Source organism: Staphylococcus sp. HMSC063A07, from assembly GCF_001836955.1.
Classification (GTDB): Bacteria; Bacillota; Bacilli; order Staphylococcales; family Staphylococcaceae; genus Staphylococcus; species Staphylococcus lugdunensis.
In genome coordinates this window covers 308,892-326,687 of sequence record NZ_KV830932.1, presented here as the reverse complement: position 1 = coordinate 326,687, position 17,796 = coordinate 308,892, and the positions used below count along the sequence as shown (strand labels likewise).

Sequence of the window (17,796 nt, the reverse complement as noted above, 5' to 3'; positions counted from 1 at the left end):
AATGTTATACATTTTATCTCTGTGACTACAAATGAAAAAACTAGAGCGCGTAGGGGCTCTAGTGATATATATATATTATAGATATCTAGAATACTTGTTCCACTTCAATTACACCTGGAACTTCTTCATGTAATGCTCGTTCAATACCTGCTTTTAATGTAATTGTTGAACTTGGGCAAGTGCCGCAAGCACCATGTAGTTGTAATTTAACAATACCGTCTTCTACATCGACTAATGTACAGTCGCCGCCATCACGTAAGAGAAACGGGCGTAAACGTTCAATAACTTCAGCTACTTGATCAAACATTGTTGCATTCTCAGTTGGCATGAGAGATGACTCCTTTCAAGTATATTACTTCATATTTAGATTGTTATTCTATTATAATGGATAGTGAAAGAAAAATCTATCAACTCAACGGGGGATTTTTTATATGACAAAGGTGAGTGTTGTCGTTTATGGGGCAGATGTGGTATGCGCAAGTTGTGTCAATGCGCCAACATCTAAAAATACGTATGAATGGTTACAACCATTATTAAAAAGAAAATATCCGCAAATTGACTTTCAATTCACATATATCGATTTTGAACACCAAACAGAAAATTTAACGGATCATGATGTGCAATTTATTGAACAATTGCAAGAGGATGAATTATTTTATCCTCTTGTGACGATGAATGATGCGTATGTAGCTGATGGCTATATACAAACAAAACAAGTCACAAATTTTGTAGATAATCATATTATGGATACAAAATAATATGTAGGGAGCGGGACAGCATTCATTATGAATCCGTAGTCTCGCTCCCGCAAGGTTGACAGGATTGAAAATACGCTGATACCAAGTTTTTTCAATCCTGTCAATTACTGTCAATATAGAGTTCGTAACCTAAAATATAATGATGTCCAAGACTTTATATTGAATAATTTTATTAACCATTATGGTATTTGTAGAGCCATAAGACACCTGATTTTAAAATAGCAGCAAGACGTCCGGTCACGGTACGATCCATGATATAGGCGAAACCTTGCTTTTCACCTAAAGAACCAAGGAAACCTTGTACTTTTAATTCTGGCATTTTATCTGGAAGCGCTTCGTTTGCCCATTGTTTTTTTAAGACATCGGCTATTTGATCGCCTTGAAGTTCTGCAAGTTGTGCACTTGGTGCGTGAGGTAAATCTGCACAGTCACCAACTACAAATACATTCGTATATGTAGGAATTTGATGATATTGATTTACAATCACGCGACCACTGCGATTAATATCTATCGGTAAATTTCTGACAATCTCAACAGGTTGGATACCAGCCGTCCATACTACTAAGTCGACGTCTTCAGGCTGTCCATTGTTATATATTTTACCGGGTTCAACACCATCAATTGTCGAATTTGGTACCACCGTTACATCGTGCTTTTTGAACCAAGTTGCAATATAATTGCTTAGTTTTTCCGGGAAATTTCTTAAAATACGTTCTCCACGGTCATATAAGATAATCTGAATGTCTTTTCGACTTTCTCTCAATTCGCTTGCTAACTCAATCCCGCTTAAGCCTGCACCAACGATACCAACTTTGGAACCAGCAGGCAGTTCGCTGATTTTATGAAATGTTTCACGAGCTTTAGATAATGTTTGGATACTATACGTATAGTCGTCAGCGCCGGGAACATTATGATATTTATCTTCACAGCCAAGTCCAATCACTAATTCATCGTAATCGACTTTTGTTTGACCGACCGAAATGATTTGGTCATCTAAGTTAATATCTGTAATTTCCCCATAAATGGTATTAATCCGCTCTGATTCTGGAAAATTCATGCGAACATCTGTATCAGACTTTGTGCCGGCTGCCAATGCATAAAATTCTGGCTTAAGGCCATGATAAGGCATGCGGTCGACTAACGTTAATGTATAGTCAGCCGGTAATGCATTTGGTAAAATGTGCGACATAATACGCATATTACCGTAGCCGCCACCTAGTAATACTAAATTTTTCATAAATATACCCCTTTGATATGAAATCATTGTCACACATCACTCATATTTTCTTAAACTGATGTTATATTAATTGAGTGAAAAACTGTGTAAACTGCATTTACGATAACAAAACATCAATTTCCCCAAAAAATTGAAGTATTTTTATTTATGTGCTTATTATATCTTGTTTTTTTGATGACTACAAACAAATTTACGACTGGGCACAATCATATTGTAAACGTTTTATTGGAGTGCATATAAAAATCAAGATAATGAGCTGGCCGTATGCATATAGAAAGTATATTTGCTATAATAATATGACTAAAATGATTGAGAGGGTGTACTATGAATCCAATCGTGGAATTTTGTATTTCCAATATGGCACGTGGTGGACAATATGTATACGATCAACTTGAAGAGGACCCTGATGTCGATGTGTTAGAATATGGTTGTCTACAAAATTGTGGTATCTGTTCATCCGGGTTGTATGCATTGGTTAATGGTGATATTGTTGAAGGTGAAACGCCAACTGAGTTATTAAATAATATATATAAACATATAGAAGAAACATGGATTTTTTAGGAGGTCATGATGATGAGTACTGTAACTTTAACAGAAGCTGCTGCTTATGAAGTCAAAGATATGTTGAAAAGTAATGATATGGAAGACGGTTATTTAAAAATTAAAGTTAATGGTGGTGGATGTACTGGTTTAACGTATGGTATGTCTGCAGAAGAAACAGCAGGGGATAACGACGAAGTGTTAGAGTTCTATGGTTTAAAAGTACTCGTAGATAAAGATGATGCGCCGGTGTTAAAAGGGACAACAATCGATTTTAAACAGTCACTCATGGGTGGTGGTTTCCAAATCGATAATCCTAATGCGATTGCATCTTGTGGCTGTGGCAGTTCATTTAAAACAGCCAAAGTTTCAGGTACACCAGAAGAATGTTAATCACGTGTAGTTAAATATAAATTGAATTAAATATGTTAGAAAACCTTATGAGTCTCTCATAGGGTTTTTTTGTTTTCCCAAAAAAGAGTATAAAAAATAAAAATTATATAGAATTTTTTGGGAAACAATAAATTTTGCGTTAAATATCAATCGACATTGATAATCATTATCAATTAATGTAAGATAAAAGTGTAAATATCATTTTAAATCATAAAATAACTATAGGAGGAAAAAGGTATTTGGCAAATTATCTAATAAATCATGAAAAAGATAGAGATGAAGCGTTGATATTATTTCCCTTCGCAGGTGGGGGGGCGAATATTTATCGACATTGGAGTGATTATTTTCCGGCAACCAATGTGATGCGAGTGCTTTATCCAGGCAGAGAAAGTCGGTTTAGCGAAACGCCCATTTCCGAAATTAGTGAGTTAGTTCAAGAAATTTATGATGAATTAGTCCAAACATTTAATTTTGAACAAGACTATTATTTATTTGGCCATAGTATGGGAACTAAAATTGTTTATGAACTTGCATTAAAAATTAAACATAGCGGTTTAAATAATCCTAAGGCAGTGATTATTTCGGCGGGTAGAGCACCGTGTTTTAAAGAACCTGATCCTATATATCATCTTGATGATGCAGGTTTTAAACAGGGCTTGCAAGACTATGGTGGTACACCAAAAGAAGTATTAGAAAATGATAATTTAATCAAAATGTTTTTACCGATGCTAAGAGCCGACTTTGTCATTGATGAAGAATACCAAGATATGAATAAAGAACCCTTAGATAGTCCTATTTTGGCGTTGATGGGTACCTCAGATGAACAAATGACGCTAGAAGAGTTACTAGAATGGGAGCAATACACAACCAAATCATTTAGATGGGAATATGTAGAGGGTGGACATATGTTTATTAACGGTAATTCCGAAGAAGCCATCAATAAGATAAAGGCATATTTAAATGAAATATAAAATATATGAGCTAAATGATAACATGCACAATTTATCACAACGCATCATGCAACATTTGTTAAATGGTTATTCGGTGATTGTTATTGGTAGGACTGACAGAGTTAACAAGTGCGGTAATCAATCCAGTTTTTTAACAAAATCACAGCTTGCTAAACTAAAAAATTTAAAAAGAAAAAGCGACAAAGTGAATTATATTTATAGTCATGCACTTGTGAATTTGTTTTATCAATATCTATTGACGTGTGAGTTAACTGACTTGGTCTATCAATACACAAGCTACAAAAAGCCTTATATAGAAAATGCTTATAATATTCGCTTTAATATTTCGCATACTGAAGGTTGCTGTGTGGTTGCGTTTTCAATGGTTGATATTGGTGTAGATGTTGAAAATATAACAAGACAAATTGACTTCAAAGATATTATTGACTGTTATTTTAATGTGCACGAAGCGTTATATATTAGCGATAATCCGTATCATTTCTTTCAGTGTTGGGTTGCCAAGGAAGCATATTTAAAATGTATTGGTACAGGTTTGATGGAAGGATTGGATTATGTAGAAGTTCAAAAACGTTCAGGCAATCATTTTATAATATACAACAATAAAGATACAACAAAATCCATTGTGAGAATGGAAGATATAGATTCAAAATTTATTTTAGGTATTTCAATGATGGAGGTTCCAAAATGAAAAGGACAAAGAGAGAACAACTAGAAATATTTTATGATGAACAAGTTTGGGATCATCAAACACTAGATGAATTTATCCAAGAAAAAGTAAGACAGTACCCAGAAAAGATTGCACTTATAGATCGTGAGTTTGAATTTACATATCAAGAAATGTATGACGAGATAAATCATTTTGCGTATAAATTTTATCAGGATGGCATTAAACCGGACGATAAAGTGTTAATCCAGTTACCAAACTGCTTCGAATTTATTTTCGTCTTATTCGCATTATTTAAAATAGGAGCGATACCTGTATTAGCTTTAGCGACACATCGAAAAGTTGAGATCAAAGGTGTTTTGGAAGCGTCTGGTGCGGTAGCATATATAGCTAAAGATAAGTATTTAGGCTTTTCATATTCACAGCTGATTAATGAAATAGAAGGTGAACTAGGTTGTCAGATTAATCAATATATTCTTGGAAATTCCAAGCAATATAAAAATTTTTATTCCGTAAATCGTAATGATTATGACTATCGCTATTCAGAGGAATTAATCAAGCCATCTTATAATAATACTGCATTATTGTTACTTTCAGGCGGTACGACAGGTATACCTAAACTTATACCTCGTAGACATTGTGACTATATTTATGTTGCCAAACAATGTGCACAAAGATGTGGCTTAGATGAACATTCGACTTACTTAGTTGCTTTGCCTATCGCACATAATTTTCCTTTAGGTTGTCCAGGAATCATTGGAACATTAGCGGTCGGTGGCACAATAGTGATTTGTAGTGTTACGAGCCCTGATGAAATTTTCCCGTTGATAGATGAACAAGATATTACTCATTTAGCGCTTGTACCATCATTGGCGAAAATGTGTCTTGACTATCAAAAAGATAACGATGAAGATGATATCAGTTCTCTCAAATTAATTCAGGTGGGAGGTGCATTATTAGATTCATTTACTGCGCAAAAAATTGAAGAACAATTTGAGTGTAAATTACAACAAGTATACGGTATTGCAGAAGGATTAATTTGTATGACTGATAAGCAAGATGGCAATGAAGTCACTTATCACACACAAGGGACACCTATTTCTGAATATGACGAAATTAAAATATTAGATGATAGTGGAAAAGAAGTGCAGCAAGGTGAATATGGCGAGCTTTACGTCAGAGGCCCCTATACAATATATAACTATGAACATGCGCCACACATAAAATGTGTAGATGATGACATGTATTTTATGACAGGAGATAAAGTGAAGCAACAACCTGATGGAAACTTTAAAGTTGTTGGGCGTATCAAAGAGATGATTAATAAATCAGGTGAGAAAATTTTACCTAATGAATTAGAAGATGTCATTTTAGGCCATCCTAATGTTGACGAAGTCAAAGTAATAGGAGTACCAGATGAGGTTGTAGGTGAGAAAATTTGTGTCTGCATTAAAGAGGATACAAATATCAATCTTAATGAACTGAGAAATTATCTACAACAACAAGGTATAGCAAATTTTAAATTGCCCGATTTAATAAAAAAAGTACCCGTATGGCCTTTAACTACATTTGGGAAAATTGATGTTAATAGATTAAAAGAATGAGTTAAATAAGACATGGAGGTTTATAGTAATGGAAGTGCTTTTTTCGAAAGATAAAATAAAACAGCTTATTAAGTCTTGGTTAACTGAAAAAACAAATCTTACACACATTGATGCGCACGAAAATCTTATTAATTTAGGCGTTCATTCAATAGATATCATGGCATTAGTCAGTAAATTGCGACGAGAAGGTTTAAGGATAAAATTTTCTCAATTAATAGAAAAACCTACATTTAGCCAGTGGATGTTACTTGTTGACAACAGTAAATTTAAAAAGAAAAAAAGTACTGTTCATCATTCAATAGAAGCGGTTGATAACTATCAGCCATTTCCATTAACAGATGTACAAAGTGCGTATTTAATTGGTAGAGAACAGGATCAAGTGTTGGGTGGCGTTGGCTGTCATGCATACTTTGAAATTATAGGGCATCAAGTGGATATAGAAAAATTAAATCAAGCATGGAATGAGCTACAACGTATTCACCCTATGTTACGCTGCCGATTTATTGATAACCATCAACAACAATTTCTGAAAGAACCAATCAAAAAACGCATCGATATAATCGAATTAGATAACTTAGATGAAACGCAACTATCAGTGGAATTAGCAAAATATAGAACAGAACTATCCCACAAAAAATTAGATGTTTATCGTGGAGAAGTGGCAAGCTTAACTGCTTTTATATTGCCACAGCAAAAGGTGCAAATAAGTTTAAATATCGATTTATTGGTAGCAGATGTTTTAAGTATCAGTATGATCATAAAACAATTAGCGCATTTATATCATGGTCATACTGTAAGTGAAGAACAAATCACGTTTAAGACATATTTGGAACAAAAGCAGATAGATGATGAACAAGTAGAACAAGATAAAACATTTTGGTCACACAAAATAGATGAATTGCAGTTGAATCCTATTCAATTACCCATTTTAAAAAAGCCAGAATTGGTAGAACAGGTAAAAGTATCAAGACATAAAAGAATAATTGAAAATAAGGTATGGGAAAAAATTAAAGAGAACGCAAAGCGATTTGACACAACGCCATCTATTGTTTTACTTACATGCTATATGTTGACACTAGAGAAATGGAGCAATCAAGAAGGCTTTTATGTCAATATTCCGTTGTTTAATAGAGAAAGTGATACAAAAGATGTAACGCATATAGTAGCAGATTTTACAAATCTGTTATTAGTTGAACATATACCTCATAAAAATGAACGCTTTGCGAATACGTTACAAAGAGTAAAGCAAACGTTTATTGAGAATGTATCCCATTCTGATTATAGCGGTGTACAAGTACAACGTGATGTTTCAAAAAAATATGGAGAAAGTATAAATATCGCCCCAGTCGTATTCGCATGTAATATTGATTATGAACTTGAAAACGATGAGACAAGACAAACATTTGGAGAAATATCGTATATGGTTTCTCAAACACCAGGCGTGTGGTTAGATTTTCAATCTTATCTTGTTAAAGGCGACTTGCATTTATGCTGGGACAAGGTGGATGATTTGCTAACAGATACAACGGTTGATGCGATGTTAGATGACTATCGTCGTTTGCTCGCATCATTAACAGATGTTGATAATTGGAATAAGACGAACGACATATTAAGCGAATATGTGGAAGACATACAGCTATCAGACTTGAAACAACCTAATGCAATGCTATATGAAGGTTTCGTGCGAAATTATCAGCAGACACCAGACAATATTGCATTAATAGCTTCAGATGATGGTAAACGTATGACTTACGGTGAATTATTTGACAAAGCCATGTCCGTTAAACAGATGTTAGAAGATATTGGCGTTAAGCCCCATGATTATGTGGGGATTACATTACCTAGAGGAATCGACCAAGTGGTGTCAATTCTCGGTGTGTTATTTGCCGGCGCTGCTTATGTACCGATTGGTATTCAGCAACCTAGTGATCGGAGAGACAAGATTTATAAGCAGGTAGGGATAGATGTCATTATTAGCAATACCAAATATATTGAGTCATGTTCATTAAGAAGTAGTCATAAAAAAATGATTGATGTTAATTTAACTACAAAGCCAAAAGATTGCAAGATTAAGTCTGTTAGTGCGAATAGCTCTGCATATGTCATTATGACGTCGGGTTCAACAGGTGTACCTAAGGGTGTTGAAATTACCCATAATAATGCAATGAATACAATACTTGATATTAATTGTAAGTATCATATCACCAATGAAGATACATTATTGATGGTGTCATCAATAGACTTTGATTTATCTGTTTACGACATATTTGGGATATTAGATGCAGGTGGCACGCTAATCCTCACAACCGAAGAGAATTTTAAAGATGCTAATAAATGGCTAGAAATCATTCATAAATATAATGTGACAGTTTGGGATTCTGTGCCTATTCTGTTTGATATGCTTGTTACCATGGCAGAAGGTAAAAATGAACATCTTCCTTTAAGTAAAGTATTACTGTCAGGAGATTGGATAGATTTAAACTTGCCACAGCGGTTTTACGAACGTTCAATGTCAGATAGTTTAGTCGTTGCGATGGGTGGTGCAACGGAAGCATCCATTTGGTCTAACCATATCGATGTTCCACATCAACTTCCTATTGACTGGATTTCGATACCATATGGAACAGCACTCAAAGGGCAAATGTATAAAGTAGTAGATAAATTTGATAGAGTATGCCCTAATAATGTAGTTGGAGAATTACATATTGGTGGACTTGGCGTGGCTAAAGGTTATATTGGTGACCAACAGCTAACTGAAGAAAAATTCTACTATGATAACAATCATGTTAAGTGGTATCGAACAGGTGACCAAGGTCGTATTTGGAATGATGGCACGATTGAATTTTTAGGTAGAATTGATAATCAAGTAAAAATCAAAGGGCATAGAATTGAAATCGGTGAAATTGAAAAAGCAATCTCAAACGCTATAGACATTAGTAAAGTGAAGGTTATTAAAACTAATAATGCACTTTCAGCATTTATTATTCCTAAAAGTCATACAACCATCTTAAATGATGAAAATGGTATTAAAGATATACCTCAAACATTATCTAGAATGAATAACATGATCTATCACGTATTAATGAAAATGTTTGAGAATTTAAATGCATTAGATAGCTTAAATTATCGTTCGTTTGAGACTATTTTAACAACATTAAACGTTCATAAAAAGTACGAGTCTATAGTGAACAAATGGCTAAATAGACTTATAGCTAAAGGCTATATTAATGAACAAGATGGCAAATACAAGCGTACATCTAAAGTAGATAATGCTTATCAATACCCTGATGAAAACAAATCCATCATCAAATTTTTAAATAAATTAGAAAAATATTTACCTAAACTGATTACTGGAGAACTGAATCCTATTGAGCTGTTCTATCAGCAAGAACCAGAGTTAGCACCATCTAAACTTGCAGAACTAATGCCTTGGAATATGGCGATACAAGACTATTTGTTCAAAACTATCCAAGAATTAAACAATCAATCGATAAATGTCTTAGAGTTTGAGACAAGAAACAGCGCATTAAGCAGTGACCTTGTGCATCAAATCAATCATAAAGGCAAAGATTACCATTATTTAGATGAATCAAAATTATTAAATCGGGAGTATATTGATCATGACATTGGAATCGAAGTAAAAAACGACTTTGAGCAGCTAAAAGATCACCATTATGATGTGATTATTGCTGTTAACGCGCTTCATAGAAGTTTTAATATACAACAGCAGTTGATGAAACTTAAATCTAAGTTGAAACCAGATGGACATATAATTATTGTTGAACCTAATCTAAGTTTATTTATTGAACAAATTACGGTTGATATATTAAATGCTTATATTGGTGATTATAAGGGGAAATTAACTAGACGAGATTGGCAAAACATGTTTACTGAAAATAACTTTGATTGTCAGCGTATACAACAAGTTGGTAATGATAGGGTTTATGCTAATATTTATTGCATTTCTCCAACTGATATAACATCTGAATATATTACATCTCAACTGACGCATGTTATACCGAATTATATGATTCCAGCGCATATTTATTTCTTAAATGTATTTCCATTAAATAAAAATGGTAAAATTGATCAGAAAAAATTAAGTCAGTTAGCTCGTAAACAAAGAAACAGTGATTCCAGCGTTAAAGCTAACAACTTAACTCATATGGAACAAAAGATACTAAATATATGGCGTGCAGAGTTTAACGATTACACTATTAACAGCGATTCAAATTTTTATAACATTGGTGGCGATTCACTAATTGCTACACATATAGCTAAAGAAATAGAAACCGCATTTCATATAAATTTTACTATTAAAGATGCCATGGAAAACACAACAATCAAAGCGCAGGCTGCACAAGTTGAGAAGAATAAGAACCAAGTGCATACAGATGAAACCATCGAATTTCAAACTAATCCAGCAAAAGAAAATGAACCGTTTTCCTTAACTGATGTTCAATATTCTTACTTCATAGGCAGGAAAAAAGAATTAAGCCACCATAATGTATCGACGCATTGCTATTTCGAAATTAATGCTACGAATATTGAATTAGAACGACTAGAAAGAGCATGGAACAAGCTAATCCATAGCCACGGCATGATGCGAGCAATAATTACTGATGATGGCTTACAGCAAATATTAAGCGAAGTGCCATATTATAAATTTAAAACGAACCATCTTGAAAATAAAAATTCACAACAGCAACAAAGTTCGTTGTTGGAAATTAGAAATAGATTGTCTCATCAAGTATTAGATATCAATCAATGGCCCATTTTTAATATTGAAGTATCTATTTTATCTGACAGAGAAGTTAGACTGCATATTAGTTTCGACAATTTGATCTTTGATGGTTGGAGTATGTTTACATTGCTAAGTCAATGGAATCAGCTGTATCTTAACAAAGATATAAGCCAACAACTTACAGCGTTAAACTTTAGAGATTATGTATGCTACCTAAATCAACTTAAACAAACAGAGCAATACACCAAAGATAGAGACTATTGGTTAAAACGAGTCGGACACTTTTTAACAGCACCAGAAATACCAACAATGGCTGTATCAAATGATGATGCAAATCAGTTTACAAGAAGAACATATCATGTTGATAAACAAAGTTGGCAAAAGTTAAAAGAAATAGCTAAAGGCATAGAGTTGACGCCAACCTCACTCTTGATCGGTATATATGCTGAAGCGATTAGGAAAGTCAGTCATAACGATAATTTTTCACTTAATATTACGCAATTTAATAGGTTGCCAGTACATCCTAATATTGAACATGTCATAGGTGATTTCACTACATTAACTTTATTAGAAATTAAACATTATGGCAGCACAACATTGTTAGATCGCTTTAAATATGTTCAGAAACAGCTCGTCAAAGATTTAGAACATCATCTGTATTCCGGTGTTGAATTTCAACGAGATTTAAGAAAATATTGTGAAATTAATGACTATATACTCATGCCGTTTGTATTTACAAGTGGTCTAGGTATACATGCACTTAATAGCCAAAACTTACTAGGAGAAATTGTTTACAATATTAGTCAAACGCCTCAGGTTTGGTTAGACAATCAAGTGATTGAACGAGATGGTGGTTTAGACATTTATTGGGATAGTGTAGATCACCGCATAGGTACAGACAACCTTGATAAAATGTTTGATTATTTTATTAAGATGATACTTGAGATTGCGCATAATAAAAATGTTCTAAATCATGAATTAAACGTAAGTGATAGATATGAAGATACTTATTTTACAAAAATAGATTCCGTTTTAGAAAATGATAATCAACTCGAAGTAAGTAGTTTCATAGACGATGTTAAAGATATTTTAACGGATATTGTTAAACAAGAGGTTTCTAACAGTAATAGCAGATTTTTTGAAATTGGTGGTGATTCTCTTAAAGCGATAGAACTTGCCAATAAAATTAGAAACCAATTTAACGTTGAACTCGAACTATCCTTTATATTTACAAATCCTACTGTCGCTGATATTGCAGCTAAAATAGAAGGCTCACAACATATTAATCGTGATGAAGGGGTGTTGTAAATATGAAAAATTGTATTATATGTGGCAGTAGATTTGGTCAATTTTATATAGAGGCGATACGTAAACATGATGATATAAATATTTGTGGGTTGTTAGCAAATGGTAGTCAACGCTCTGTCGACTGTGCTGAATTTTATCAGTTAAATTTATATACGCATATCGATGAGATTCCGAGTCATATTGATTTTGCATGTGTAGCAATTAAATCAGAAGTTCAAGGTGGTCAAGGCAATATTATTGCCAAAAAGCTATTACAAAAAGGGATAGATGTCATATTTGAACAACCTATTTCTGAGAGGGAATATGCGGAGTTATATGGGGTCGCTCGAAAAAATCAACGTTATTTTGCAATTTGCAATTTATATAGTAGATTGCCATCAGTACAAAATTTTATCGAAAATTATCAAATCATAAAAAAGGAACAAGATGTTAAATATATCAATTTCGAATTTGCAACACAGTTATCTTATCCAGTGGCAGAAATACTATGTAAATTATTACCAGCGTTTGTAAATGAACCCCTCCCTGAAAAATTAAATAATGATGGACCGTATCATTTACTTTCGACTAATTTAAATGGTATTCAATTAAATTTAAGTGCGTACAATGAAGTTCGTGATGATATTGACCAATTTATGCGACAGTTATTCAATATAAAAATAGGATTTCAAGGTGGCGAACTAGCATTAACCGATCCGCACGGTAATGTGCAGTGGAGAGAATATATTCATTTTCCAAAAGAACACTTGTTGCCTTATAAATTAAAAGATCATCCACCACTTGGCATGCAAAAAAATAACATAGAAACGATATATTCAAGCTATGAACAAACACAGCAATTAATATTTACAGAACTTTGGACTCGGATGATTTTTGAAGAAATAAATTTATATTTAAACCAAGAATATTACAGTAAAAAATGCTTTAATTCCAAGGCACAGAGCCACATCAATCATGCCATGGCTTGGAAAAAACTTATGCAAGCATTTGGTTATCCACAAAAGACAAAAAATGATTTTTATGCGTACTTTGATGTCAGTCAGTTCAAATATGACATTGCGTCTGATGATGATATAAGTGGTCAACTGCATAGATTAGAACGTGTATGTGCGCTCACCATGCTTTATGTATTAGGTAAGTATTTAGATAAGAAACAGTCTTATATGTTAGATGACATATTTGAAAGATTAGAAGTACATCCTAACAATAAAGACATTATGAGCAGATGGTTGAATTATTTAGTAGATCATTTTTATGTAATTAAAACTATGGATAATGCATATATTTTTGATTATCAAACGCTTACTAAAGATAACGTGCAACATGAATGGAATCATCTTGAGCAGCAATGGATAACATCTATTATGCCAAAGAAAATCTTCCAATATTTTAAAGCACACTTTGAGCATATTGAAGCTATCGTTAGAGGAGATAAACCAGTTAATTTAATTTTATTTGAACATGGAGATATTGACATTGCCAATGCGTTGTATCGCCATACAGCGATTGCACGCTATATTAACACACAAATTGCTTTATACGTTCAAACATGCGCAGAACATAGAAGGCTCAATATATTAGAATTAGGCGCTGGTACAGGTGCAACTACGACGTGCATTTTGAAACAAATCGGGCAGATATTTACGGGGTCGTATCTCTTTACGGATATTTCGCAGTATTTTATCTCGTTGGCAAAAAAACAATTTGTTGATAAAACCTTTATGCGATATCAACTTCTAAATATAGATAACCTTCATCATAGCAAATTAAATGCTTATCAGCCTATAGACATTGTGATCGCAGTGGGTGTTATTAATAACGCGAAGAACTTGAACAGATTACTTAAGTCTGTGCATCAGATTTTAACTAAAGGAGGCAAACTTATCATCGGTGAAGCTTATGGTGAATCGGCACCTATGTTAATTTCTCAAGCATTTATGATGACCGAGCCAACTGATATTAGAAAAAGTAAAAATACAACCTTTCTCACGCTAGATGAATGGTATGAACTATTTAATCAGACGGGATTTAAACTATTAGATAAAAAACCACAACAAAGCGATGAATTAGCATCATTTAAGCAAGCATTATTTATTTTAGAAAAGAGGTAATTATGTATAAAATTGGCCACTTACAATATAAAGTGAAAAATCTTGCACAAGCGATGGAAGCGTTCAAACAGCTAGGGTTTGAAATTGAAAGAGGCGGTGAAAAATCTAAAAATGCATTTATTTGGTTCAATGAGGGTCCCTATATTGAACTTATAGAAATGAATCGCACATTAATGCCATTTGCTTATATTTTTAGATGTATTTATGGCCGTGCAATGAAAGCGCGATGGAAAAAATGGTGTTGTAGTCAGCAAGGATTTATAGATTTTGCCATTGAAGCTCAAAAAGCTAGCTTAAGGTCTATTGCGCACTTTTCAAAAAACAAAACAATATTAAATCAATTTGAAATCAAAGGGAGAAAGGTGATTACGTGGTATAGAAAAAATTTAAAAAACGAAAAGATAGCATTTAGTTATTATCCAATTCTACCTGTAACATTACCGTTTGTGGTTTCAGATTATAGTACGCCACAGAGGCCTTCAAGTACAATTCATTCGAATCAATTCACAGAAATTGATAAGGTTATCTTCGTGTGTCAACCACAAGATTATCAATTGATGTGCCAATTGGTTTGTCATGATGACAAACTTCAATTAAAACAAGGAAATATTACAGAAATTGATAAAGTTATTTTGAAAAATAATCAAAATGAAACGTATCAATTATCTAATAAAATTACCTTAGAAAGGATGTGATAAAGGTGAATTTAGAGCAGCAACTCATTGAGTTATATAAGCAAGGTATAACGCTGTGGACGAAAGACGGTCAATTACATTATAAAAGTAAAAATGCAAAAATAAATGAAAAAATATTAGCATTTTTGAAGCAAAACAAACAGGATATTTTAAAGCTTTTATTAAAACATAGTGACGTTAATTATTATCAAAGTGCAACACGCTTTCTCTTAAAAGACATTCAAAGTGCCTATCTAATAGGGCAACAAAGCAAATTTGGAGATGTATCAAGTCATGTCTATTTTGAAGTCAAATTTCCTAAATTAGACATAGAGCGAGCTAATCAATTATGGAATAAACTCATAAAGAAACATCAAGCTTTGAGGACGATTATTGACTCATGGGAGACACAAACGATATTGTCAGGTGACTTAGATTATAAATTATTAGTAAATAATGAAAATGGTGACAGTCATTTAATACGAGAACAACTTCAAGATAAACAATATGATCCAGCAACATGGCCATTATTTGATATAGGTATTACGCAACGACATGAGCAATCCATACTGCACCTATCGTTTGATTTTTTAATTTTAGATTGGACAAGTATTTGGATATTACTTAAATCGTTTGAAAGTGCCTATTTTAATGAAAATGACGTTATTGATACATCTCAAGACTACGAGCTAAAAGATATATATATGCAAAGCGAATTAACTAAGGCAAGCTCTAAATATTTGGTTGATCAGCAATATTGGTTAAATAAGTTGCCACATTTAGGACAATATCCACAATTACCAATTACTATTGATAATGCCAAAGATTTATTTGTAAGAAATTCATTTGTAGTCAATCGTCAGTCATGGTTAAATTTAAAAACATTTGCACAACAGCATGGATTAACGCCAAATACATTTGTACTAACCGCATTTGCTTGTGTTGTCAATAAGTGGATCGATCAACAGACATTTGTAGTCAATTTAACGACGATGAACCGTAATGAAACATATAAAGATATTGATCATATTGTCGGTGATTTCACCTCTACGAACTTATTATCAATCAATGTTGATGAAAATAGTTCGTTTTTGGAAAACGCTTCAAAGATTCAAGCTACACTATTAGAGGACTTACAGCATAACACTTTTACCGGTGTTGATTTAATTAGAGAGATTAGAAAAACAAATTCAAATCGTCTGTATCCTATTGTTTTTACAAGTTCATTAGGGACTGGAGATATGCACTTTGAGCATTTGAAAATTGGGGATGAAGGCTTAAGTCAATCGCCACAAGTGTTTATGGATTGTCAAATCATGGAAATTAACGGTAAGTTAAACGTTAATATTGATACGAGACAAGGTATTTTTAAAGAAGCATTTATCAATAGGTTTATTATGGATTTAGAACACATGCTCATGAATTATACAACTAGTGAAAGTTTAACTAAGACACTTAGCTTTTGGTATGACACTGAAAGAAAAACAAGTGCGTATCAGCAAATCATGTCACAACAGCAAGACGTCAAACAAATAGATAATAAAACATCTGATGTTCAAGCAGATTTAGTACCCGAATCTTTAAAGCAAGAAATCATCGACCATTGTCAGTCGATATTACAAGTCAATTCACTATCTTATGATGACAATTTTTATAACTTTGGTGCGGATTCACTAGTATTAGCACGACTTTCTACTCAAGTGGTTGAATCGTGTAAAGCACATGATTATGAAACCATCAATTTTGATGGTTTATTACGAAAATTATTAGCCGAACCCACGATTAATATGCTATTCAATGCAATTAATACCAAAATTGCTGAAGTAGAAAATGTGAAGGAGTCGGAAAGTAATCAATCAATCGGGAAGTTGACATTCTTTAAAAAGGAAGGTACGACACTAAAAATACTATTTCATGCTGGTTTAGGAACGATGAATTGTTTGCGTTATTTAATCGATGATTTAAAAGCTATTGATCGCGATGCATTGGCAGGAATTACCATTAACAATCAAGAGCAATATTGTCATATCAATCGTCAAAATCTTGTTAAAAAAATTAGTGAATCCTATGCTGAAATGATTAGTGAAACGGATTATGAATCGATTCATCTTGTAGGATATTGTTCGGGCGGATTGGTGGCGTTAGAAACTGCTAATATTTTAACACTACAAGGCATTGACGTAGAACATGTGACGTTAATTGATACATCGATATCACCTATATCTCAAATAGATGACATCGTGTCAGAAATGGCATATATACAAAATCATTTTATAACAATCTCTGATGTCATTCCTGATATTGAATACAATAAATTAACTCAGAGTATTAAAGAAATGTATAGCAACATAGAACAAGACAAACAATATCATTTATTAGATTTCCTGGAAAATAAATATGGGGAATCAGATCAATTAGTTACACAATTAAAACATTTTTTTGAACGCAAAACATTTGATGAACGATTTAAGATTTATGCGAATGTAATAGAGGAAACAAATGGAGAAACTATTAATGAAGCATTTTTAATGTCTTCTTATCAAGTTCAAATGGCAAGTTGGGAATCCGCACATATGGTGCCCACGACTTACATTGGGGATGTTACGTATTTAAATGCGCAACAAAAAGAAAATAGTTCTTTATTGCCAGCACAAGATAATGATCAATGGGAACAATATTGCATAGGTAATTTTGAACAAAAAAATATTCCAGGTAATCATTACGATTGCGTAGAAGATAAAGATAATGCCACAGCAATAGCAAATTTAATAGCTCATTAGTAAAGGAGTCAT

At 33.1% G+C, this 17,796-nt stretch carries 12 protein-coding genes; 10 read left to right on the top strand and 2 right to left on the bottom strand.

The genetic code is table 11. The features are described from left to right. Positions 1-85 precede the first annotated feature (85 nt). Positions 86-328, bottom strand: a complete 243-nt coding sequence (locus tag HMPREF2597_RS11470) for a NifU family protein (protein ID WP_002433501.1) — start codon at positions 326-328, stop codon at positions 86-88. A gap of 103 nt (positions 329-431) precedes the next feature. On the opposite strand from HMPREF2597_RS11470, the gene HMPREF2597_RS11465 reads away from it, so the two are divergent. Then, complete coding sequence (locus tag HMPREF2597_RS11465; protein WP_002459578.1) at positions 432-758, top strand: YuzD family protein; 327 nt, start codon at positions 432-434, stop codon at positions 756-758. Positions 759-930: 172 nt separating this feature from the next. Here the strand turns inward: HMPREF2597_RS11465 and HMPREF2597_RS11460 are convergent, their stop codons facing one another. After that, the gene (locus HMPREF2597_RS11460) at positions 931-1,995 is read right to left on the bottom strand and encodes an NAD(P)/FAD-dependent oxidoreductase (RefSeq protein WP_002492328.1); all 1,065 of its coding nucleotides are present in this window, start codon (positions 1,993-1,995) and stop codon (positions 931-933) included. Positions 1,996-2,319: 324 nt separating this feature from the next. On the opposite strand from HMPREF2597_RS11460, the gene HMPREF2597_RS11455 reads away from it, so the two are divergent. The 9 genes from HMPREF2597_RS11455 (at position 2,320) to HMPREF2597_RS11415 (ending at position 17,784) form a co-directional block, all read left to right on the top strand. Further along, a complete protein-coding gene (locus HMPREF2597_RS11455) occupies positions 2,320-2,556 on the top strand; it encodes a YuzB family protein (RefSeq protein ID WP_002459576.1) in 237 nt (78 codons plus the stop codon). A 12-nt stretch (positions 2,557-2,568) separates the two neighbouring features. Beyond that, positions 2,569-2,928: a HesB/IscA family protein gene (locus HMPREF2597_RS11450; RefSeq protein ID WP_037540859.1), complete on the top strand. Its 360-nt coding sequence runs from the start codon at positions 2,569-2,571 to the stop codon at positions 2,926-2,928. Between the two features lie 239 nt (positions 2,929-3,167). Then, positions 3,168-3,899, top strand: a complete 732-nt coding sequence (locus tag HMPREF2597_RS11445) for a thioesterase II family protein (protein WP_002478465.1) — start codon at positions 3,168-3,170, stop codon at positions 3,897-3,899. A 22-nt stretch (positions 3,900-3,921) separates the two neighbouring features. Next, the gene (locus tag HMPREF2597_RS11440; RefSeq protein WP_002491926.1) at positions 3,922-4,587 is read left to right on the top strand and encodes a 4'-phosphopantetheinyl transferase family protein; all 666 of its coding nucleotides are present in this window, start codon (positions 3,922-3,924) and stop codon (positions 4,585-4,587) included. Continuing rightward, the gene (locus tag HMPREF2597_RS11435) at positions 4,584-6,167 is read left to right on the top strand and encodes a (2,3-dihydroxybenzoyl)adenylate synthase (protein WP_002478463.1); all 1,584 of its coding nucleotides are present in this window, start codon (positions 4,584-4,586) and stop codon (positions 6,165-6,167) included. Before HMPREF2597_RS11440 ends, HMPREF2597_RS11435 begins: the two co-directional genes overlap by 4 nt. 28 nt (positions 6,168-6,195) lie before the next feature. Beyond that, on the top strand, positions 6,196-12,219 hold the full coding sequence (locus HMPREF2597_RS11430) for a non-ribosomal peptide synthetase (RefSeq protein WP_014533331.1): 6,024 nt from the start codon (positions 6,196-6,198) through the stop codon (positions 12,217-12,219). A gap of 2 nt (positions 12,220-12,221) precedes the next feature. Then, positions 12,222-14,330 carry a bifunctional Gfo/Idh/MocA family oxidoreductase/class I SAM-dependent methyltransferase gene (locus tag HMPREF2597_RS11425; RefSeq protein WP_012990905.1) on the top strand — a complete coding sequence of 703 codons (2,109 nt, stop codon included), beginning with the start codon at positions 12,222-12,224 and terminating at the stop codon, positions 14,328-14,330. Positions 14,331-14,332: 2 nt separating this feature from the next. Next, positions 14,333-15,025 carry a VOC family protein gene (locus HMPREF2597_RS11420; protein ID WP_002478460.1) on the top strand — a complete coding sequence of 231 codons (693 nt, stop codon included), beginning with the start codon at positions 14,333-14,335 and terminating at the stop codon, positions 15,023-15,025. A 5-nt stretch (positions 15,026-15,030) separates the two neighbouring features. Beyond that, positions 15,031-17,784: a condensation domain-containing protein gene (locus HMPREF2597_RS11415; protein WP_012990902.1), complete on the top strand. Its 2,754-nt coding sequence runs from the start codon at positions 15,031-15,033 to the stop codon at positions 17,782-17,784. Positions 17,785-17,796: the final 12 nt, after the last annotated feature.

Excerpts from the sequence above, each read along its gene's own strand:
- HMPREF2597_RS11455 (WP_002459576.1), top strand. The coding sequence starts at position 2,320 with ATGAATCCAATCGTGGAATTTTGTATTTCCAATATGGCACGTGGTGGA.
- HMPREF2597_RS11470 (WP_002433501.1), bottom strand. The coding sequence starts at position 328 with ATGCCAACTGAGAATGCAACAATGTTTGATCAAGTAGCTGAAGTTATT.
- HMPREF2597_RS11460 (WP_002492328.1), bottom strand. The coding sequence starts at position 1,995 with ATGAAAAATTTAGTATTACTAGGTGGCGGCTACGGTAATATGCGTATT.
- HMPREF2597_RS11425 (WP_012990905.1), top strand. The coding sequence starts at position 12,222 with ATGAAAAATTGTATTATATGTGGCAGTAGATTTGGTCAATTTTATATA.
- HMPREF2597_RS11440 (WP_002491926.1), top strand. The coding sequence starts at position 3,922 with ATGCACAATTTATCACAACGCATCATGCAACATTTGTTAAATGGTTAT.
- HMPREF2597_RS11435 (WP_002478463.1), top strand. The coding sequence starts at position 4,584 with ATGAAAAGGACAAAGAGAGAACAACTAGAAATATTTTATGATGAACAA.
- HMPREF2597_RS11465 (WP_002459578.1), top strand. The coding sequence starts at position 432 with ATGACAAAGGTGAGTGTTGTCGTTTATGGGGCAGATGTGGTATGCGCA.
- HMPREF2597_RS11430 (WP_014533331.1), top strand. The coding sequence starts at position 6,196 with ATGGAAGTGCTTTTTTCGAAAGATAAAATAAAACAGCTTATTAAGTCT.
- HMPREF2597_RS11420 (WP_002478460.1), top strand. The coding sequence starts at position 14,333 with ATGTATAAAATTGGCCACTTACAATATAAAGTGAAAAATCTTGCACAA.
- HMPREF2597_RS11450 (WP_037540859.1), top strand. The coding sequence starts at position 2,569 with ATGAGTACTGTAACTTTAACAGAAGCTGCTGCTTATGAAGTCAAAGAT.